The sequence below is a fragment of the Pseudothauera nasutitermitis genome (assembly GCF_004801295.1).
Lineage (GTDB): Bacteria > Pseudomonadota > Gammaproteobacteria > Burkholderiales > Rhodocyclaceae > Pseudothauera > Pseudothauera nasutitermitis.
This window is the reverse complement of the sequence record NZ_SSOC01000002.1, coordinates 142,121-160,640: the sequence shown is the minus strand read 5'-3', so window position 1 is coordinate 160,640 and position 18,520 is coordinate 142,121. Positions and strand designations below refer to the sequence as shown.

18 protein-coding genes are annotated in these 18,520 nt (G+C 68.0%); 4 read left to right on the top strand and 14 right to left on the bottom strand.

Annotated elements, in window-relative coordinates; all coding sequences use genetic code 11:
• Positions 1–47: 47 nt before the first annotated feature.
• Entirely contained in the window at positions 48–677 is a 630-nt protein-coding gene (locus tag E6C76_RS04880; protein ID WP_136347144.1) for a putative metalloprotease CJM1_0395 family protein, read from the bottom strand.
• Positions 678–871: 194 nt separating this feature from the next.
• Here E6C76_RS04880 and E6C76_RS04875 point away from each other — a divergent pair, with 194 nt between their 5' ends.
• Both E6C76_RS04875 and E6C76_RS04870 read left to right on the top strand, forming a co-directional pair.
• On the top strand, positions 872–1,504 hold the full coding sequence (locus E6C76_RS04875) for a DUF2325 domain-containing protein (protein ID WP_211090115.1): 633 nt from the start codon (positions 872–874) through the stop codon (positions 1,502–1,504).
• Between the two features lie 75 nt (positions 1,505–1,579).
• A complete protein-coding gene (locus E6C76_RS04870; protein ID WP_136347143.1) occupies positions 1,580–2,506 on the top strand; it encodes a bestrophin family protein in 927 nt (308 codons plus the stop codon).
• 22 nt (positions 2,507–2,528) lie between these two features.
• On the opposite strand, the gene E6C76_RS04865 is transcribed toward E6C76_RS04870, so the two are convergent.
• Positions 2,529–3,467 carry a LysR family transcriptional regulator gene (locus tag E6C76_RS04865; RefSeq protein ID WP_136347142.1) on the bottom strand — a complete coding sequence of 313 codons (939 nt, stop codon included), beginning with the start codon at positions 3,465–3,467 and terminating at the stop codon, positions 2,529–2,531.
• 119 nt (positions 3,468–3,586) lie between these two features.
• On the opposite strand from E6C76_RS04865, the gene E6C76_RS21995 reads away from it, so the two are divergent.
• Together E6C76_RS21995 and E6C76_RS04860 are read left to right on the top strand one after the other, a co-directional pair.
• Complete coding sequence (locus E6C76_RS21995) at positions 3,587–3,739, top strand: hypothetical protein (protein ID WP_168734244.1); 153 nt, start codon at positions 3,587–3,589, stop codon at positions 3,737–3,739.
• Positions 3,736–4,389: a DsbA family protein gene (locus E6C76_RS04860; protein WP_136347141.1), complete on the top strand. Its 654-nt coding sequence runs from the start codon at positions 3,736–3,738 to the stop codon at positions 4,387–4,389. Before E6C76_RS21995 ends, E6C76_RS04860 begins: the two co-directional genes overlap by 4 nt.
• Before the next feature lie 49 nt (positions 4,390–4,438).
• Here the strand turns inward: E6C76_RS04860 and E6C76_RS04855 are convergent, their stop codons facing one another.
• The 12 genes from E6C76_RS04855 to E6C76_RS04800 form a co-directional block, all read right to left on the bottom strand.
• Positions 4,439–4,960, bottom strand: coding sequence for an OmpA family protein (locus tag E6C76_RS04855; RefSeq protein WP_136347140.1), 522 nt, complete (start codon positions 4,958–4,960; stop codon positions 4,439–4,441).
• A gap of 215 nt (positions 4,961–5,175) precedes the next feature.
• Positions 5,176–7,716: a TonB-dependent siderophore receptor gene (locus E6C76_RS04850; protein WP_136347139.1), complete on the bottom strand. Its 2,541-nt coding sequence runs from the start codon at positions 7,714–7,716 to the stop codon at positions 5,176–5,178.
• Positions 7,717–7,858: 142 nt separating this feature from the next.
• Positions 7,859–8,839: a FecR domain-containing protein gene (locus E6C76_RS04845; RefSeq protein ID WP_136347138.1), complete on the bottom strand. Its 981-nt coding sequence runs from the start codon at positions 8,837–8,839 to the stop codon at positions 7,859–7,861.
• Complete coding sequence (locus tag E6C76_RS04840) at positions 8,829–9,323, bottom strand: sigma-70 family RNA polymerase sigma factor (RefSeq protein ID WP_136347137.1); 495 nt, start codon at positions 9,321–9,323, stop codon at positions 8,829–8,831. Before E6C76_RS04840 ends, E6C76_RS04845 begins: the two co-directional genes overlap by 11 nt.
• Positions 9,324–9,664: 341 nt before the next feature.
• Entirely contained in the window at positions 9,665–12,163 is a 2,499-nt protein-coding gene (locus E6C76_RS04835; RefSeq protein WP_230976161.1) for a TonB-dependent siderophore receptor, read from the bottom strand.
• A 94-nt stretch (positions 12,164–12,257) separates the two neighbouring features.
• On the bottom strand, positions 12,258–13,247 hold the full coding sequence (locus E6C76_RS04830) for a FecR domain-containing protein (RefSeq protein WP_211090114.1): 990 nt from the start codon (positions 13,245–13,247) through the stop codon (positions 12,258–12,260).
• Complete coding sequence (locus E6C76_RS04825; protein WP_136347135.1) at positions 13,244–13,747, bottom strand: sigma-70 family RNA polymerase sigma factor; 504 nt, start codon at positions 13,745–13,747, stop codon at positions 13,244–13,246. The genes E6C76_RS04830 and E6C76_RS04825 overlap by 4 nt, the downstream gene beginning before the upstream one ends.
• Before the next feature lie 170 nt (positions 13,748–13,917).
• Positions 13,918–16,320 carry a TonB-dependent siderophore receptor gene (locus E6C76_RS04820; protein ID WP_136347134.1) on the bottom strand — a complete coding sequence of 801 codons (2,403 nt, stop codon included), beginning with the start codon at positions 16,318–16,320 and terminating at the stop codon, positions 13,918–13,920.
• A 125-nt stretch (positions 16,321–16,445) separates the two neighbouring features.
• Positions 16,446–16,721 carry a type II toxin-antitoxin system RelE/ParE family toxin gene (locus E6C76_RS04815; protein ID WP_136347133.1) on the bottom strand — a complete coding sequence of 92 codons (276 nt, stop codon included), beginning with the start codon at positions 16,719–16,721 and terminating at the stop codon, positions 16,446–16,448.
• Positions 16,721–16,990: a CopG family ribbon-helix-helix protein gene (locus E6C76_RS04810; protein WP_136347132.1), complete on the bottom strand. Its 270-nt coding sequence runs from the start codon at positions 16,988–16,990 to the stop codon at positions 16,721–16,723. Before E6C76_RS04810 ends, E6C76_RS04815 begins: the two co-directional genes overlap by 1 nt.
• A 71-nt stretch (positions 16,991–17,061) precedes the next feature.
• Positions 17,062–18,021: a FecR domain-containing protein gene (locus tag E6C76_RS04805; protein WP_136347131.1), complete on the bottom strand. Its 960-nt coding sequence runs from the start codon at positions 18,019–18,021 to the stop codon at positions 17,062–17,064.
• Positions 18,018–18,518: a sigma-70 family RNA polymerase sigma factor gene (locus E6C76_RS04800; RefSeq protein WP_136347130.1), complete on the bottom strand. Its 501-nt coding sequence runs from the start codon at positions 18,516–18,518 to the stop codon at positions 18,018–18,020. Before E6C76_RS04800 ends, E6C76_RS04805 begins: the two co-directional genes overlap by 4 nt.
• Positions 18,519–18,520 lie beyond the last annotated feature (2 nt).

Here is an 18,520-nt window from a genome sequence, read left to right as displayed (position 1 = left end):
TGGGATGCGACGAGGTGCGGGATTATAGGGTAAGCCGGTAGCGCCATTCAGGCGCGGGTGTCGATCAGGCCGCCGGTACGCGCTGGGCGCAGCGCGCTTTCGTCGAAGAGGGCGTAGGCCCCGCCGCTGCGCTCCGCCGAGTTGACCGGGTTGGTGCCGTCTTCCGTGCCGCGTTCGCTGGCGGCCAGTTCCTGGCGGGCCTGGGCGGCCATGCGTGCGGCCTCCGCGGCCACCGCGCGGTCCTGGGAGGAAGGCTCGGCCGGCGCCAGCGCCACGGCGCGGATTTTTTCGGCTTTCCGCAGGGTTTCCTCGGGGGTGCGCCCGGGGGAGGTATCGATGGACACTTCGCCGCCCACCGCGTAGCGCTGGCCGTCGGGGCCGACCTGGTAGGTGTAGGTGGCGCCGCCGCGCGCGATGCCCGCGCCGGCGACCAGGTGGGCCATCTCGTGGGCGCGGACTTCGCGGTCGCGCTCCTTGAGGCGTTCCAGCAGGCGCTGGTCGGCCTCGCTGAGTTCGGCATCCGTTCCCGGCGCCGCGTTTTTCCCGTTCCCGCCGGACTGCCCGGTCTTTTCCGCGTCCTCCTGGCGCGCGCGCGCCTCTCCCTCCGCGCCAAGCGGGGAATCCTTGCTGCCGAATGGCGAGGAATAGGCGGACGAAACCGCGCCGGAGACCTGCATGGGGAAGAAAAGTGTTTCTCGAGTGCAACGCGGGATGTCCTTACCTTAGCCGTATGTGCGCGATCTGAAAAGGACTTTCCCCTGTTTCGGGCAGCCTCCGCGAATGTATCGAAAATCGAAAATGGCTTAATGAGATAGATTCTCAACTATAATTCCCCGCGTTGATGCTTCGTTCCACCCCGCAGGAGACCTCGATGACGACCTACAACAACTCCATCGTCGGCGAATACCGTGGCCTTGTCGGCCGCCTGGGCAGCGTGCAGCGCCGTTGCAGCGATCTGATCGCGGAGCAGGCCGCCGAGATCGAGCGCCTGGGCGCGGAGATCATCCGCCTGCGCGGCGAACTCATCGCCCGCGATACCGCGCTGGCGCTGGCCCGCGAGGAGCGCGCCGAACTGGAGGCCGCCATTCCCGGCCTGCCGCGCCGGCTGGCGCTGGCGCGCCGCGTCGAAGCGCTGGTGGAGCGCGTGCAGGATCTGATGCGCGAACCGCGCAACCGCCCGCGCACGCCGCGCGTCGAGCGGCTGGCCGATCTGCGCAGCAAGGCCGTGTTGTGCGTCGGCAGCAACGCACCGGAGATCGGCGCCGCACGGCGCATGGTGGAGCGCGCCGGCGGTGCGTTCATGCTGCATGCGCTGGACGGCGAGCAGGGCAATCACGACCCCGAGGTGCTGGAAGCCAGCCTGGTGGCCGCTGATCTGGTGATCTGCCAGACCGGCTGCGTGGGCCACGATGCCTATTGGCGGGTGCAGGACCACTGCCGGCGTACCGGCAAGCAATGCGTACTGGTCGGCAAGGAAGCGCCCCAGCACGTCCATACCGGCTGAGGCCTCTCGCGACGTTCCCCCGCATGGGGTGGAGTGCTATGATCCGCGGGCCTTCCGCCGCACGCCACCCCCGACATGATCGTTCGCCCGCTGCACCACTGGTTCCGTCTCCTTTTCGTCTGGCGGGGTTCGGTGCTGCCGCAGATCATCGGCCGGCTCGGGCTGATCCTCGCGGTGTCGGTGCTCAGTGTGCTGTGCCGCGAGTGGTGGATGACGCACTATCCCGAGTCGGCGCTGAGCATTCCGCCCTTCACGCTGATGGGCATCGCCCTGGCGATCTTCCTGGGGTTCCGCAATTCCGTCAGCTACGAGCGCTTCTGGGAAGCCCGCAAACAGTGGGGCATGCTGCTGATCGTCGCGCGCAACCTGATCAGCAAGCTCTGCGCGACCCTGCCCGGCGAAGCCCATGCCACGCTGCGCCACGAGTTCACGCGTGCGGTGGCGGGTTTTGCCTATGCGCTCAAGCACCAGTTGCGCTTCACCGATCCGGCGGATGACCTGAACCGGCGGCTCGATCCGGCCATGCTGGCGGAAACCGGCGGCAAGCGCTTTCCCGCGCAGGCCGTGCTGCGCGTGCTGAACCAGCGCCTTGCCGGCCTGCGCCGCGAGGGTGCCCTGAGCGACATGGAGTGGCTGGCGCTGACGCGCGACCTCGACCTCCTCGGCGAAGTGGCCGGCTCCTGCGAGCGCATCGCCAACACGCCCATCCCCTACACCTACCGGGTGCTGATGAACCGCACCATCATCGGCTACTGCCTGATGCTGCCGATCGGCCTGACCACCACGCTGGGCTGGCTGACGCTGCTGATTTCCACCTTCGTCGCGTATACCTTCCTGGCAGTGGAGGTCGTGGGGGAGCAGCTGGAAGAGCCCTTCGGCACCGAGGCCAACGATCTGGCGCTCGATTCGCTGTGCCACAACATCGAGTTCGTCACCTGCGAACTGAGCGGGCTGGAGCCGCTGAGCGCGCCGCCGCAGGCACGGGATTTCGTGCTGACCTGAAACCTTGCCCGGTGCCGGGCGCTCAGCCCGGTGCGTGCGGCAAACCCGTGCGCCCTGGCGCATCCGCAGCGAGACGGGAATCGTCCCCGAACCACTTGGCCAGATGATCGAGCATCGCGCGCAGCAATGCGGGCTGGTATTCACGTGAGGCATACAGCGCGTGGATGCCCAGCAACTGCGGCGTCTCGCCGGGCAGCAGGGCCACCAGTTCGCCGCTGGCGATCCACGGCGCGGCGGAGTAGGCCGGCTGCATGACGATGCCGGCGCCGGCCAGCGCGGCGTGCAGCAGCACCAGCGAATCGTTGGCGCTCAGATTGCCGCCCACCGGCACACCCACCGTGCCGCCCGCACGGCGGAAATGCCACAGGCTCCTGCCGAAGTAGGCGTAGGTCAGGCAGTTGTGCTCGGCCAGATCCTCCGCGCGCCGGGGCGTGCCGTGGCGGCGCAAATAGTCGGGCGAAGCGCAGACTACCGATGGGCAGTCGCCGATGCGCCGGGCGATCAGGCCAGGCTCCAGATGGTTGGTGATGCGGATGGCCAGATCGATGCGTTCGCCCACCAGATTCACCGCCTGATAATCCACCTGCAGGACCACGGCCGTTTCCGGATGGCGCTGCAGGAAGCGCGCGACCGCCGTGGCCAGCGTGGCCTGGGCGAGCGAGGGCGCGCAGGCGATGCGCAGGATGCCGCGCAGCGTGCTTCCACCGTGCTCCCCGGCGCTGGGCACCTGCTCGGCCAGGGCGAGCATCTCCCGGCAACGCGCCAGCGTGGCTTCGCCGGCCGCCGTCAGGCCAATGCGCCGCGTACTGCGGTGGAATAGGCGCGCACCCGCCCAGCTTTCCATCTCCGCCAGGTGGCGGGTGACCATGGCGCGCGACATGTCGAGCAGTTCGGCGGCCTTGGTCAGGCTGCCGCGCTCGGCGATGGCGACGAATACCTGCGCGGCGCGGATGCGATCCATGATTTGATCGAATAAGGAAACAATGAATTTTAGATTGGCGTGTTTTTCGCGCAAGTCGATTTTTCTAAAATTCCTTCACCGCATCACCCGGCTCCGAGAGAACCTCATGAATCGCCGCCATGCAGCGCCGCTATCCGCAGCTTGGCGACCCCGCGTCGCTGGAACTGTCCACCAAGGTCATCCAGGGCGAATTGAAGTGGCCGCAGCAGATGCACCTGCCGCCGGCCGTAAGCCTCCGCCCGGCGGCGAAACACGAGAGAAATGGACAATGAACACCCTGCACTACATCTTCGACCCGCTCTGCGGCTGGTGCTACGCCGCCGCACCGCTGCTGAGCGCGGCGGCCGGGGTGGACGGCCTGCGCATCGCCCTGCACGGCGGCGGCATGATGACCGGCACCAACCGCCGGCAGATCACCCCGCAATGGCGCGAATACGTCCTGCCCCACGACCGGCGCATCGCCGAGCTCACCGGCCAGCCGTTCGGCAATGCCTATATCGACGGACTGCTGCGCGACAACGGCGCGCTGCTGGATTCGGCGCCGCCCACCACCGCCATCCTGGCCGCACAAGCGCTCGAGGGGCAGGGGCTGGCGATGCTGCACCGTGTGCAGAGCGCCCATTACGTCGAGGGCCGCCGCATCGCCGACCCCGCCGTGCTGCACGAACTGGCGGTCGAGCTCGGCCTGGATGCGGAGGATTTCGAAGCGCGCTATGCAGAACTGGCCGGCGAGCCCACCGGGCGGTACATCGAGGACAGCCGCCGCTGGCTGGCGCGCGTGGGCGGGCAGGGCTTCCCGACCCTGGCGCTGGAGTCGCCGCAAGGCACGCTGGCACATATCGATACCGGACTCTGGCTAGGCCGGGCCGAGGCGTTCGCTGTCCTCATCTCCGGCGCCATTGGGCAGGCGGGGAACACATAGCAGAACGCCCCGTTGCCGGGGCGTTCTTCAAGCCATGAGGAAGCGCTGCTTACTGCACGCGGATTTCCACGCGGCGGGCCTCGGCCGCGTCGCCGTCGCCCAGGGTCACGGCCGGGCGGCGCAGCTGCACCCGCTCGGCGGGGGCGCCGGCGGCAACCAGCGCCTGGCCGACGGCCACCGCGCGGTCGCGGGCAATCGCCGCATTGGCCTCGGCGCTGCCGCTTTCATCGTGGAAGCCGGAGATCAGCGCCACCGTTTCAGAACGGCTGCCCAGTTCGGCGACGATGCGCTCGAGCTCCACCGTGGTATCGGCGGGCAGGGAGGAAGAGCCGGTGTCGAAGTAGATCTTCAACAGCGCTTCGCCGACTTCGGCGGTCTCGACGAACTCGACTTCGACCACCGCGATTCCGGCAGCTTCCACGCTGGCTTCCTGCACGGCGCCGGCCGGCGCCGGATTCTGGCCACGCAGGGAATACACCCCCAGCCCGATGACGAAGGCGATGACCAGCGCGATGACGCCGAACAGTACCCCGATGACCACGTTGAGTTCGCCGTCTTCCTGATCGAACATGCTTTCTCTCCCGAATGTCACGATTGCGATGAATGAATCGCCCGGGATTCTAACCGATGCATGCGTACAGGATTCACCGAGCATCGTGTCTTCACGTTGCACATATGCTCACCTGGCGTCGGTGGATCATGATGCGCGCGGGAGGCACCGGCCGGCATGCGGAGCGGCAGCGCGCCACGTTCCGCGGCGCCGTCCGGGTGCCTCCGCACGCGCGCCTACTGCCGGTAGGTGAGCGTCAGCATGGCGCTGCGCGGCGTGCCGTACCAGTTGTTGCAGCAGGTATCGCCGATGTTCTCGTAATACTTGCGGTCGAACAGGTTGTTGACGTTGAGCGCCAGCGTCCACTTCGGGTCCAGGCGGTACTGCACCATGGCGTTGAGCACCGCGTAGCCGCCCTCGCGGAAGTCGTAGGCCCGGTCGACGCCGTTGAGGGTGGCGGTGCCGCTGACCAGGGTCTTGCTCTGCACGTGCGCGCTGCCGCCCACCTTCCAGCGCGACCATTCGCCCGGCAGCGTGTAAGCCGTGGACAGCTTGAGCAGATGGCGCGGCGTGATGGTGCTGAAGGTGCTGCCGGCCTTCTCGTCGCGTGTGCGGTTGTAGGTATAGCCCAGCGCGGCCTGCCAGCCGGGCAGCAGTTCGCCGCCGATCTCCACGTCCACGCCGCGGCTGGTGACCTTGCCCTGCGGCAGATAGCAGCAGTTGCCCGAATAGGCGTGGTAGTTGGCGGGGTAGCGGGTGTCGAGCAGCGCCGTGCCGGTGCGCTCGACGTTGAACACGCTCAGCGTGGCATTGAGGCGCCCGCCGTACAGTTCGCCCTTCAGGCCGGCCTCGTAGCTCTTGCCCTTGATGGGCTCCAGAGAGCCGCTGCCCGGCGGCGGGCCGTAGAGCATCAGCGATTGCGGCTTGTAGATGCCGGCATAGCTCAGGTAGGCAGACCAGTTGTCGTTCAGATCGTAGATCACGCCGCCGTAGGGGGTGATCTTGGTGCCGAGGCTGAACGGCAAGTCGGAGGTGGTGGTCCAGGGCGCCGAAGCCGAGGGTGCGGAGGAAATGCGCTGATCGAACTCGTAGCGGCTGGCGCGGGCGCCGGCGACCACGTGCAGGCGGTCGGTGGGATGCAGGCGCAGCACCGCGTAGCCGCCGACCTGTTCCTGGCCCCAGGGGCCGTAGCGGGTGTGGTAGCGCTGGGAAACGTCGTGGTCCGGATTCCATGCATCGCCGCCGCCGGGCACGTAGGCCGGGTCGCTCCAGTGGCCGGCGAAGGTGGCGGCGATCCAGCGGCTCTTCACGCGCTGCCAGTCCGCGCCCAGCAGCAGTTCGTGGGTACGGCCGAACAGCTCGAAGTTGCCGCTGAGGTTGAGGTCGACCAGATCCTGGCGGTTTTCGTACTCGTAGTGGCCACCGGCCCAGACGCCCAGCCCGGTGGCGGGATCGACCGGACCGCCGACGAAGGCGGTATTGGCTTCCGTGTCGGTCTCGCTGTGGGTCAGGTTGAGCTTGAGCGCCCAGCCGTTGGCGAAGGTATGGGCGAACTGGGCGAAGACTTCGCTTTCGTCGCTGTCCTTGTAGGCCCAGGGCTGGGTCAGGCTGGCGCTGCGCTTGAGGTCGAGCGCGCGGCCATCGGCGTAGCGCGGCAGGCCCGAGCCGCCGCCGGTCTCGTTGCGGCGGTTGAAGCTGCCGCCCAGCGTGAACAGCGTGCGGTCGCCCAGGTCGGCCTCGATGACGCCGTAGAAGGCCGGGCGTTCGGTGCTGCGGTGGTCCAGGTGGTAATCGCGGTTCTCGTAGAGCACCACGGCACGGCCGCGGATGCGGCCGTCTTCGGTCAAGGGGCGGCTGAAGTCCGCCACCGCGCGGTAGTGGTCCCAACTGCCGGCGGACAGTTCCAGCACGGTCTGCGCTTCGGCCAGCGGTTTCTTGCGCGCCAGGTTGATGATGCCGCCGGGGTCGCCCATGCCGCCGAGCAGGCCGGAGGCACCGCGCATGGCTTCCACGCGGTCGTAGAACGCCAGGTCCTGCAACGGACTGTAGGTGTAGGCGCCGAGCGCCAGCGGGGCGCCGCCGTCCACCTGCATCGAGGTGATCTGGAAGCCGCGCGAGTAGAAGTTGAAGGAGTTGTCGTTCATCCGGTTCACGGTGACGCCGGGCATCAGCTTCAGCGCGTCGTTGATGTCCACCAGCTTCTGGTCGTCGATCTGCGCGCGGGTGACCACGGAAACCGACTGCGGAATCTCGCGGAAGGCCATGTCGGTCTTCGAGGCGATGCTGGTCACCCGGCTGGTGTAGGAAGCACTGTCTTCCGTGGTGCCGTCTCCGGCTCGCCGCGCGAGGACGCGCACCGCCGCCAGCCGGGTGGGCGCGTCGGCATTGCCGGAGACCGGCGCGCGGCGCAGCAGGTAGCCGCCGCCGGGTTGGGGCACGGCTTCCAGTCCGCTCTGGCGGAGCAGTTCATGCAGCGCGGCGGCCGTGGTGTAGCGGCCTTGCAGGCCGGGGCTCTGGCGGTCGGCGGTAAGCTCGGTGGAAAAGGACAGCAGCAGGCCGCTTTCCACGCCGAAGCGGTTCAGCACGTCGGTGAGGCTGCCGGCCGGGATGGCGTAGGCGCGGCTTTCCTCCTGTTGGGCGTGCAGGGCGGCAGCAGGCAGCAGCGCGGAGGCCAGGGCCGCGCCCAGCGCTGCGCGGCGCAGCGCACGGGCCAGTGCATGCATGCGCAGGTGGGAGGAGTGGAGGGCGGCGCCGCCGGAACGCGCGGGTTGCTTCATGAAATTCCCCTTTCGTGGATGGGCAGGAAAACGAAGGTCTCGTTATCCATGCCCCGCGAAAACGGAATCGGGATCACCCGCGTTCAAAAAAACCATGCAGCCTCGCATCGGCGCTTTCCGGCCGGCATCGTCCGTGCCGTGCTCAGGCCGGCGACAGGCGCGTTTCCACGTTCCCCCACCAACGCTTGCGCCGTTCCAGCCTCACCGGCAGCGCGGCCGCCAGCAGGTCGAGCACGGCCTCGGGGTCGGCCAGCGGATAGGTGCCGCTGACCTTCAGGTGTGCCAGCGCCGGATCACAGCGCAGCGCGCGGCCGGTGAGGCGGGCCAGTTCGGCGGTGAACGCGGGCAGGGGCATGTCCTCGGCCACCAGGATGCCGCGCGTCCACGCGGCGTCCTTCTCCCGGGCGGCCGTGGCCGGCTGCACGGCATGGGTGGTGAAGCGCGTCTGCTGGCCGGCGGGAAGCAGGACGGGGGCGGCCTGCTCCCCGTTTGCGGGTTCGATGGCGACCGTGCCAGCATGGACGGCCACGCGGGTTTCCGCTTCGTCCGCACCGGTGCGGACGATGTAGCGCGTACCCAGCGCGCGGGCTCGGCCCTGCGGGGTGTCGACGAAGAACGGGCGTCCTTGCGGGTCGGGCGCGGTGACGATGTGGATCTCGCCCTGATGCAGCACCAGCCGCCGGATTTGCCCGTCAAAGCGCAGGTCCAGCGCGGTATCGACGTTGAGATCGATCCGGCTGCCATCCTCCAGCGCGATCTGCCGGCGTTCGCCGCGCCCGGTGCGCAGGTCGGCGGTCAGCGCCGGCAGATGGCGGGATTCCGCCACCAGCCAGGCGCCGCCGCCGGCGCCGAGCAGCAGCGCGAGCGCCTTTAGCGCGCGCCGGCGCGATGCGCGCGGCGCCAGCGCCGCATGGGCCAGTGTGGGCGGAAGCTGGCGCAGGCTGGCGCCGAAGGCTTCGATGCGTTCCCAGGCCTGGCGATGCTCGGCGGAAGTGTCGTACCAGCGCTGCCAGCGCACGCGCAGTTCCGCGTCGTCGCCGCCGGCCTGCAGCTCGACCAGCCACAGCGCGGCTTCCAGGCGGATGTCCTGCGCGCTGCCGGCGCGCCGCGCCTCAGTCGGCACCGGCGAAGCAGCATGCCACCAATGCCTTGGCGACGTAGCGTTTCACGGTAGGCACGGAAACACCCAGGCGGGCGGCGATTTCGGCCTGCGGCAGGCCATCCAGCTGGGAGAGCAGAAAGGCGCGGCGCACCAGCGGGCCGAGCGCATCAAGCTGGCGGTCGATGGCGATCAGGGTTTCCAGGATCAGCGCGCGCGCCTCGGGCGAGGGCGCCTCGGCTTCCGGCAGGCGGGCCAGGGTTTCCAGCCAGGCCTGTTCGATCTTCTGGCGGCGGAAATGATTGGCGACCAGCCCCTTGGCGATGGTGGTCAGAAAGGCGCGCGGCTCCTGCGGGCGAACCGGCTCCTCGCGGTCGAGCAGGCGCACGAAGGTGTCGTGCGCCAGATCCGCCGCACGCTCCGAGCACCCCAGCTTCTTGCGCAGCCAGGCCTGCAGCCAGTGGTGGTGGTCGGCGTACAGATCGGCGACGGGATGGACGGCAGACACAAGAGGCTCCGGGAAAACCGTTGGCTGTCCATAGGGCAGCTCGTTACTGATAACGGTTCTTATTCTGATATGTCGGAATTGTCCCCGTCAATCGCTTTCTCAGGCCGGAGACTCCCCTGCTGGCAGTTCCGGGCAGCCGGAATCCCGCCGCAATGCGGCTATACCCAGTTTTCCAGCATCAACGGCGCTTCGTTCAGTCCGTATACATTGAGCCGAGGAATGCCAGCCGGGCGGTGCCGGTCTGGCCGGAGAGCGGATCGCGACCAGATGGGCGGGGTTGGGTGATGCAGTGAAAAACGGCGCCTGGGCCGGCGCCGTCTGATTGTGCCGCCCTGACGAAATCAGAAGCTGTACTTGGCGGTCAGCACGAAGTTGCGCGGCTCGCCGAAGAGGTTGGCGTTGTCCGGGTAGCCGATCGCCCGGTAGTACTCCTTGTCGAAGACGTTGTGGATGTTCAACTGGAAGTCCAGGTTTTTGGCCGGGCTGTAGCCGGCCATCAGATTGACGATGCCGTAGCCGCTCTGCCGCACGGTGGCGTAGCCGGTGATGGTTCTCTTGGTTGCGCTCTGGATGCGCACCGAGGCGCCGACACGCCAATCCTTGAAGCGGCCGGGGAGCTTGTACAGGGTGGACAGCGTCAGCAGGCGGTGCGGGATATTGGTGCCGAAGTCGTCGCCGGCATTGCCATTCACTGAATCCTCGACGTATTCCGCCTGCTGGTAGGTGTAGCCGGCGAAGGCGCGCCAGTTGTCGGTGAGATTGCCCGATACCTCCAGTTCGATGCCGCGGCTGCGGACTTCGCCTGCTGCGGAATAGCATTCCGGCAGGGCAGGGCAGCTCGCGGCCGGCAGACTTTCCGGCAGATTCTTTTGGTTGATCTGGAAGAGCGCCGCACTGGCGTTCAATCTGCCTTGCAGGTATTCCCCTTTGATGCCCAGTTCATGGTTGGTGCCTTCCACCGGGTCCAGCAGGCTCCCTCTGGCGGAGGAGTAGTTCTGCGGGTTGAAGATGCCGGTGACCGAGCCGTAGAGGGTGTGCTGCGTGTCCACGTCATAGCTCAGCGCAAGATAGGGTGTGAACTCGGCGTTCGCCTCGGAGGCCGCGTTGCCGATCCAGGTGCCGCTCTTGAGCGTCTCGTCCAGTTCGTACCAGCTCAGCCGGCCGCCGACAAAGAGATTCAGCGGATCGCCGAGGCTGAATTTCGCTGTCGCATAGGCGCCGTACTGCACCTCTTCCGCATCCCTGCTCCAGAGATCGTCGATGCTGGCCTTGGGTGGATCAATCGTGTTCTGCCAGTTCGACGGATCGAAGCCGTAGCTGTAGGCGCCGGGCCATCCGCCCGGGCCGTCATCGGAAACGTTGCGCCGGTAGTTGGCGCCCATGGCCAGTTGATGCTCGCGGCCGAAGAGGGCGAAGGGGCCGGTTGCGCGGAGATCAATCGAAGTCTGCTTGTGGTGGTAGTCGTACTTGCCGACGTTGTAGGTGAAGGTATCCGCCGCATCGCGCCAGATCAGCGAGGTGCCCAGCATGTCCAGCTTGCTGTCGAGGTAGGTGCCCTTCAGCGAGACGCTCCAGTCGTTGGCGAAGGTGTGCTTGAGTTCTCCGAAGACGTTGGTGTTTTCCTTGTTCCAGTAGGACCATGACGGGCTGGCGCGGACGGAGCGCTTGAAGTCGTAGAAACTGCCGTCGCTGCGCGTGGGCAGGCCGTTCCAGTCGGCGCCGGGGTTGTCCTCCTTGTTGTGGTAGGCGCCCAGTGTCAGCAGGGTCCGGTCGGTCAGGTCCGCTTCCAGGGTGCCGTAGAAGAGCTGGCGCTCGTGGCTGTAGCCCTTGGTGAAGGTATCGCTGTCCTGCAGCGAGACGACGGCGCGGGCACGCAGGGTCTTGGCTTCGTTCAGCGGGCCGCCGATGTCCAGGGTGCCGAGGTAGTTGTCCCAGCGGCCGGCCGAGGCGGATACCGAGGCCTGCCGCGTATCGGTGGGGCGCTTGCGCACAAGGTTGATGGAGGCGGAGGGGTTGCCGCTGCCTTCGAGCAGGCCGGTGGCGCCGCGCACCACTTCCACCCTGTCGTACATCGCCAGGCTGGCCGAACCCAGGGTGTCCGTGTCATGGCCGATGGCGAGTCCGTCCACCATGATGTTGGTCACGTCGAAACCGCGGGCGCTGTAGGTGCTGCGCTCGCCGGCGGTGGCCAGGATGGTGAGGCCGGTGGTGTAGGCCAGCGCATCTTCCACGGTGGTCATGCCGCTGTCCTCGATGCGGTCGCGGGTGACGACGCTGACCGATTGCGGCGTTTCACGCATGGAAAGGCTGAGCGGGGTGGCGGTATTCATCGCGCGGGTGGTGTAGCTGCCGCTGCCTTCCGTGGTGCCGCTGCGCTCCGCCGCGGCAGTGACCGTCACCGGCGCCAACCGGGTATCCGCGTCCGGAGTGGGCTTGGGGGCCACACGCAGCACGTAGGTGCCATTGGCGCGCTCCACGGCCTCCAGCCCGCTGCCGGCGAGCAGGCTGGCCAGTCCGCTGGCGGCGGTATGCGTGCCGCTCAGGCCGGCGGTGCGCAGCCCTTCGACCAGCCGCGCATCGACCTGCACGGAAACGCCGGCGCTGGCGGCGAAGCGGGTCAGCGCCTCGGCCAGCGGGCCGGCGGGGATGCTGTAGCTTTGCTGAACCGGCGGGGCGCCATTCGCCGACCAGGCGGAAGCGGGCAGGCCGCAGGTGGCGGCAAGCGCCATGCCCAGCAGCAGTGTGCTCAGCCTCAGGCGCCGGACGGGCGCCTCGGCGGCCTGGGGCGGCTGGGTGTTGCGGCCAGTGGATCTGCGGGGAAGACGGGCATTGCGGGGCATGGATGCGTTCCTTTCGTGAAGTCGTGCCGAGCGGCTACATCGGCAATGACACGCGAACTCGCGAAAGGGGACGTGCGCCGGAAATTTTTGTCGTTCAGCCCCGGGGCGCCACGATGCCGACCCACCAGCGGGTGCGGTACACCACGCTGACCGGCAGGGTGTCGGGCAGGGCGGCCAGCGTGGCATCGATGTTGTCGAGCTGGAAGGCGCCGGTGATGCGCAGGTCGGCCACCGCCGGGTCGCAGCGCAGGATGCCGGGGCGGTGGCGGCCGAGTTCGGCGGCAAAATCCGCCAGCCGCAGGTTGTCCGCCACCAGCAGGCCGCGCGACCAGTCGCCGGTGTGCGTGGCGGCGGCCTCGACCTTGCCGATGGCAGCGGCGCCGAAGCGGGCTTGTTCGCCGGCCTGCACGACGAGCGTGGCGGCCGAGGCATGGCGCGGTGCAACTTCGACCGCGCCTTCGAGCACGGTGAGGTGAGTATTGCCCGCCGCCGCGCCGCCTTCGGTGCGCACCACGAAACGCGTGCCGAGCGCGCGCAGGCGGCCGTGCGTGGTGCGCACGGTGAAGGGGCGGGGAGGCGTGCGGGCGTGATCGGGCGCGGTTTCGATCAGGATCTCGCCATCGTGCAGGCGGATTTCGCGGCGATCCTCGCCATAGGCGATGTCGACGGCGGTGGCGGTGTTCAGATGCAGGATGCCGCCATCGTCCAGCACCAGGCGGCGGCGCTCGCCCGTGGCGGTGTGCTGGGCGGCGGTCAACTGGCCGACCAGGCCATCGTCCCATGCGCGCCAGGTGGCGTAAGCGACCGGGGCGGCGGTAAGGAGCGCGAGCAGCGTCTTGGCGAACTGCCGCCGCCCGCCGCGATCGCTGCGGCCCAGCACGGCCATGCCCGCGCCACCGGGCAGGCCGCCCAGCATGCCGGCCAGCCGCTCGGCGCGCTGCCAGGCCTGTTCGTGCTCCGGCGCCTCGGCGCGCCAGCGCTGACAGGCCGCCAGATCGGCGGGGCCGGCTTCGCCGGAATGGATCAGCGCCAGCCAGCCGGCGGCGGCGCGCGCGACCTCGCGGGTGAGCGGCTGGCCGCTCATTCGAGGCTCATCAGGCATTCTTCGAAAGCCTGCGCCATGTAGCGTTTGACGGTGCGCACGGTGACCCCCAGGCGTTCGCCGATCTCGGCATAGCCCAGGCCTTCGAGCTGGGACAGCAGGAAGGCGGTGCGGACCTTGTGCGGTAGCGCGTTGAGCAGGGCATCGACTTCGTTGAGGGTGTGGAGGATGAGCAGCTGTTCTTCCGGCGACGGCGCGACGGGCTCGGGCATCTGCGCCAGCGCGGCCAGCCAGGCGTCTTCCAGCGTCTGGCGGCGATAGTGGTTGGCGACCAGCCGGCCGGCCACGGTGACCAGGTAGGCACGCGGTTCGCGCAGGATCTCCGGTTGCGCGCTGGCCTGCGTCCTGAGCACGCGCTCGAAGGTGTCCTGCACCAGATCCGCGGCGCGCTGCGAGCAGCCGAGCTTCTTGCGCAGCCAGTTCTTCAACCAGCCATGGTGATCGACGTAGAGCTTGGCGACGGGATGGGCAGGGACGGACACGGAATGCTCCGGAAGACGGAAGCCACTGGTGGGCTGCCCATCACGGGCAGCTAGCTATCGAGAATAATTCTTATTGTGGATTGCGCTGCTTCCGGCGTCAATCGCGTGCCGGCCATGTATGGGGCCGCCGCTTCCGCGAGCGCCGCGGCCCCACGCCATTGCGCGACGCGTCAGAACGCGTAGCGCAGATTCAGATAGGCGCTGCGCGGTGCGCCGTACCAGCCGCTGACGTTGATGTCGGTGTAGTAGGTTTTGTCGAAGGCGTTGTTGACGTTGAGCGTGGCGGTGAGGTCGCGGGTGATCTCGTACTGCGCCATCAGATCCACCAGCGCCAGGCTGCCTTGCCGGTAGCCGTGATTGCGTTCGCTGTGGATGCCGTTCTGCCAGCGCAGGTTGGCGCCCAGCGTCAGTTGCGGCAGCAGGCGATAGCTGGTGAACAGCTTGAACGTCCTGCTCGGCAGATAGGTGAGCCGCGCCTTGCCTTCCGCGTCCCTGAGCCTGGCGTGGCTGTAGCCGCCGCTGATCTGCCAGTCGGGCGTCAACTGGCCGGCCACCTCCAGTTCCAAGCCGGTGGTCTTGGTGCCGTCGATGCCTTCGTACACATATTCCCCGGTGGGGCCGAAATTGACCGTGCCGCCGGGGCCGGGCACGTATTCGGGCACGTTGTCCTTCTTGGTGCGATACACGGCGGCGGAAAGGTTCAGCCTGTCGTCGAAGAAGGCGAGCTTGAGGCCGGCCTCCAGGTTGGAGCCTTCGGCGGGGTCGAGCAGGTTGCCGCTGGCGTCGGAACGGGTGGATGGCTGGAAGATGTCCGTGTAGCTGCCGTAGACGGAAAGGCTGTCGGTCAGGTCGACCACGATGCCGGCGTAGGGCGTAAGCACGGAGGATTCCTCGTTCGTCCGTCCGCGCGTGGTGACGCCGGCTGCGTTGTAGCGGTCGGTACGGGTCTTCCAGTTGCTCAGGCGGCTGCCGAGGATGACGTGGACCTTGTCGAACGGATTCAGCCGGGTGGCGGCGTACAGGCCGCTCTGCTCGTCGTGGAAGGAATAGCCGCTGCCGTCCGGGCTCAGACCCTGGCGAGGGAAGTTTCCCGTGCGGATGACATCGAAGGCATTGGAGATGACGTCGTAGAACTCGTCGTAGTTCTTGCCATTCTCCTTACCGCGCATGTAGCTGGCGCCGACGACCAGTTCGTGGCTGCGGCCGAACAACTGATACGGCCCGTTGGCATGCAGGGAGATCGAATCCTGCCTGGGTTTGCCGGCCCAGCGGAAGGCCAGCAGCCCGGCGTCGCCGCTCGGTTCCAGATCGACCAGGGACGGCAATACCATGTCGTACTTGCGACGGATGTGTTCCAGGTCGAGGCGCAGACGCCAGTCGTTGTCGAAATAGTGCTCCAGGGTGGAGAACAGGTTCAGGTTCTCGCGCGTGGTCGAAGCCCAGTCGGCGGACAGGTTGGTGCCGTGGGAGAAGCCGGTGCGGCTGCCGTCGGCGAAGAACAGCGGCGCGCCGGAGTAGGCATCGCCCGCGCCGCTGGTCTTGTGCTTCTGGTACTCGATGCCCAGCGAGAGGATGGTGCTGGGCGTCAAATCGGCCTCGACGATGCCGTACAGGACTTCCTTCTCCATGTTCACGCGATCGACGAAGGTGTCGTTGGTCTGATAGCCCCCGACCAGGCGCCCGCGAACGCTGCCGGCTTCGTTGAGCGCGCCGCTGACGTCGACCTCGGCGCGGTAGAGGTCCCATGAACCGTAGCGCACGGCGGCATGCGCCTGGAAATCGCGCGTGGGCAGCTTGCGGACCAGATTGACGGCGCCGGAGGGTTCGCCGATGCCGTTGAGCAGGCCGCTGGCGCCGCGCACGATCTCGGCCCGGTCGTACACCACCGTGTCGGCGATGTCGTCCTGGAAGCCGAAGCGGGTCGAGCGGGGCACGCCGTTGACCTGGTAGTTCTCGAGAGGAAAGCCGCGCGAATACATCTGGTTCATGTCCGCGCCCGGGACGTTGGTGTTGTGGAAATGGATGCCGACGGTCTGGTCGAGCACCTTGGCCACTTCGTCCAGGCTCTGGTCTTCCATGCGCTTGCGGGTCACCACGGTGACCGACTGCGGCGTCTCGCGCAGCGACAGATCCAGCTTGGTGGCGGTGTTGGTCAGGTTGGTGGTGTAGGAGCCGGAGCCCTCGGTGGCAGCGATCACCCGTACTGGCGCCAGCACCGCTTCGCCCGCCGGGGCTGGCAACCGGTACAGCGTGTAGCCTCCTTCTCCCCGGGGCTGTGCCGCCAGGCCGCTGCCGGCGAGCACCCGGCGCAGGCCTTCCTCGCCGGTGTAGTCGCCGCTCAGCCCCGGGCTGCGCAGGCCGGTGACCAGCGCGGGATCGAAGGACAGCGCGATCCCCGCGCTGGCGGCGAAGCGGGTCAGCACGTCTTCCAGCGTGCCGGCGGCGATGGCGTAGCGCTGGCGGATTTCCTGCGGAGTGTCCTGCGCGTGGAGCGGCGCACCCGGCAGGGCGGCGAGCAGCAGCGCGATGGCGAGGGCCGCGGGGCTGCGGCGGGGGGCGTGGCGGTTCGGCACGGTTTCGTCCTTTCGTGGCGTAGGTGGATGGATCCCACAGAACACGACGAACGAAGCGGGAAAAGGTATCAGCCGGGCTGCCCCTTATGCACAGGATCACAGGGGACAGGGCGGTGCCGGTGGCCTCAGCGGTCTTCCCGCGTGTGCCAGAGCCGCAGGATGTAGAGGGTCGATTGCTGGATTTCGTAGCGTACTTCGTAGTGCCCGACGAGCAGCCGCCGGACCTCGCGCGGCTCGAACTCGAAAAGCTGCTCGCCGATACGGGGATTCGACGGCAGGATGGCCGGTGCCCTGGCCAGCGCCTGCACGACCCGTGCGGCGGCCGGTTTGTCGCGCGTCGCCAGGAAATCGTACAGGCGTGCTAGGTCTGCAAGCGCCTTGTTGGTCCACTTCAGTTCCATCAGCGCGGTACCGGCAGCGAATCCTCCGTCCCCAGGCTATCGGCCCAGGCCTGCACGGCCCGATGATCAATGACATGGCGGGCATCCACGTCGGCAAGGGCTTCGCGGGTCAGGTGTTCGCGCATTTCCTCCTGCTCGATCCACGCCGAAAGCGCCTGCTTCATGATCCAGCCGCGCGAGCGCTCCAGCCGTTCGGCCATCTGATCGACCCTTTCGGCCAACGGGAGCGGTACGTGGGCGGTCAGTACTTTGGTTCCGGTTTGCGCCATGTCGAATTTCCTCGTCTTGATACCTTTTCAATCATGGTGATTGAAAATGAATCGGTCAAGCCGGAGAAAAATCAGGCCGGCTCCACGATGGCCCAGTAGCGGGTGCGGTAGCGCACCCGGACGGGCAGGGTGGCAGCCAGCAGGGCCAGGCTGCGATCCGTTTCCAGCACCGGAAAGCTGCCCGACACGCGCAGATCGGCCACGGCCGGGTGGCAGCGCAGCAGGCCGGGGCGGTAGCGCTCCAGTTCGGCGAGCAGATCGGCCAGGCGCATGCGGCGGGCGATCACCATGCCCTGGGTCCAGGCTTCGTCCACACCGGCCTCGAACGCCGCCGGCGTGCCAGGGCCATCCGCTCCGAAAACCACGTGCTCACCGCGTTTCACCGTGCGCCGCGTGCCGCCGGCTTCGACCTCCACCGCGCCGTCGAACACCACCACCCGGCTGGCGTCGTCGCCGTCCGCGCGGCGCACCGAGAAGCGCGTGCCGATGGCGCGCGCCGAACCGTCGCCGGTGGCCACGATCAGCGGACGATGCACGGGGGCGGAGTCCGGCGCGCTGGTGACCAGGATTTCGCCTTCCAGCAGGCGGAGCAGGCGGGTTTGCGCATCGAAGCGCACTGCGATGCGGGTAGCGGTATTGAGCAGTACCTGCGTACCGTCGGCCAGCGTCAGCGGGCGCTGTTCCCCGGTCGCGCTCTGCCAGCGCTCCCCATCCACGGAGAACTGCCGCCAGGCCAGCAGGCCGGCCGGCAGCGCGGGAATCCACAGCAGGCGCAGCAACTGGCGGCGACGGGCGTTGGGGCGTTCCAGCGCGGCGCGCGCCGGCCCGGGCGGCAACTGCCGCAGATCGCCGAGCAGGGCCTCGGCGCGCTGCCAGGCACGGCCGTGGGCCGGGCTGGTGGTCCGCCAGCATTCCACCGCGGCCCACTCCTGCGGCCCGGCGTCGCCGGCATGCAGGCGCATCAGCCAGTCGGCCGCTTCCTGCAGGATGGCCGGGTCGATCTCGCCGGCGGCCGCTTCGCCCGACTTCATTCGACGCTCAGGCAGGCGAGAAAGGCGCGGCTCATGTGGCGCTTCACCGTGGGCAGGGAAATGCCCAGCTCCGCGGCGATGTCGGCGTACCCCAGTCCGTCGAGCTGGGAACGCAGGAAGATGCGCCGGGTCAACGCGGGCAGGCCGTTCAGGCAACGATCGATGCGCAGCAGGGTTTCGAGTGCGAGCAGGCGGACTTCCGGCGAGGGGTATTCCGGCTCGGGCAGCACAGCCAGCGCTTCCAGGTAGGCACGTTCCAGCGCCTGGCGGCGCCAGTGGTCGGCCATCAGATTGCGCGCCACGGCGGTGAGATAGGCGCGCGGCTCCTGGAAGGACGGCAGGTCTTCACGGCTGAGCAGGCGCAGGAAGGTGTCGTGCGCCAGGTCCGCCGCGCGGTGGGAGCAGCCGAGCTTCCTGCGCAGCCAGGCCTGCAGCCAGTTGTGGTGCTCGGCATAGAGGGCGGCGACATGCTGATCCTGGGGGCTGGCGGCGCTCAAGC

Coding starts and splice junctions, on each gene's coding strand:
- E6C76_RS04805 (WP_136347131.1), bottom strand. CDS start 18,021: ATGAAGTCGGGCGAAGCGGCCGCCGGCGAGATCGACCCGGCCATCCTG.
- E6C76_RS04835 (WP_230976161.1), bottom strand. CDS start 12,163: ATGCCCCGCAATGCCCGTCTTCCCCGCAGATCCACTGGCCGCAACACC.
- E6C76_RS04875 (WP_211090115.1), top strand. CDS start 872: ATGACGACCTACAACAACTCCATCGTCGGCGAATACCGTGGCCTTGTC.
- E6C76_RS04870 (WP_136347143.1), top strand. CDS start 1,580: ATGATCGTTCGCCCGCTGCACCACTGGTTCCGTCTCCTTTTCGTCTGG.
- E6C76_RS04855 (WP_136347140.1), bottom strand. CDS start 4,960: ATGTTCGATCAGGAAGACGGCGAACTCAACGTGGTCATCGGGGTACTG.
- E6C76_RS04860 (WP_136347141.1), top strand. CDS start 3,736: ATGAACACCCTGCACTACATCTTCGACCCGCTCTGCGGCTGGTGCTAC.
- E6C76_RS04830 (WP_211090114.1), bottom strand. CDS start 13,247: ATGAGCGGCCAGCCGCTCACCCGCGAGGTCGCGCGCGCCGCCGCCGGC.
- E6C76_RS04880 (WP_136347144.1), bottom strand. CDS start 677: ATGCAGGTCTCCGGCGCGGTTTCGTCCGCCTATTCCTCGCCATTCGGC.
- E6C76_RS04850 (WP_136347139.1), bottom strand. CDS start 7,716: ATGAAGCAACCCGCGCGTTCCGGCGGCGCCGCCCTCCACTCCTCCCAC.
- E6C76_RS21995 (WP_168734244.1), top strand. CDS start 3,587: ATGCAGCGCCGCTATCCGCAGCTTGGCGACCCCGCGTCGCTGGAACTG.
- E6C76_RS04815 (WP_136347133.1), bottom strand. CDS start 16,721: ATGGAACTGAAGTGGACCAACAAGGCGCTTGCAGACCTAGCACGCCTG.
- E6C76_RS04865 (WP_136347142.1), bottom strand. CDS start 3,467: ATGGATCGCATCCGCGCCGCGCAGGTATTCGTCGCCATCGCCGAGCGC.
- E6C76_RS04810 (WP_136347132.1), bottom strand. CDS start 16,990: ATGGCGCAAACCGGAACCAAAGTACTGACCGCCCACGTACCGCTCCCG.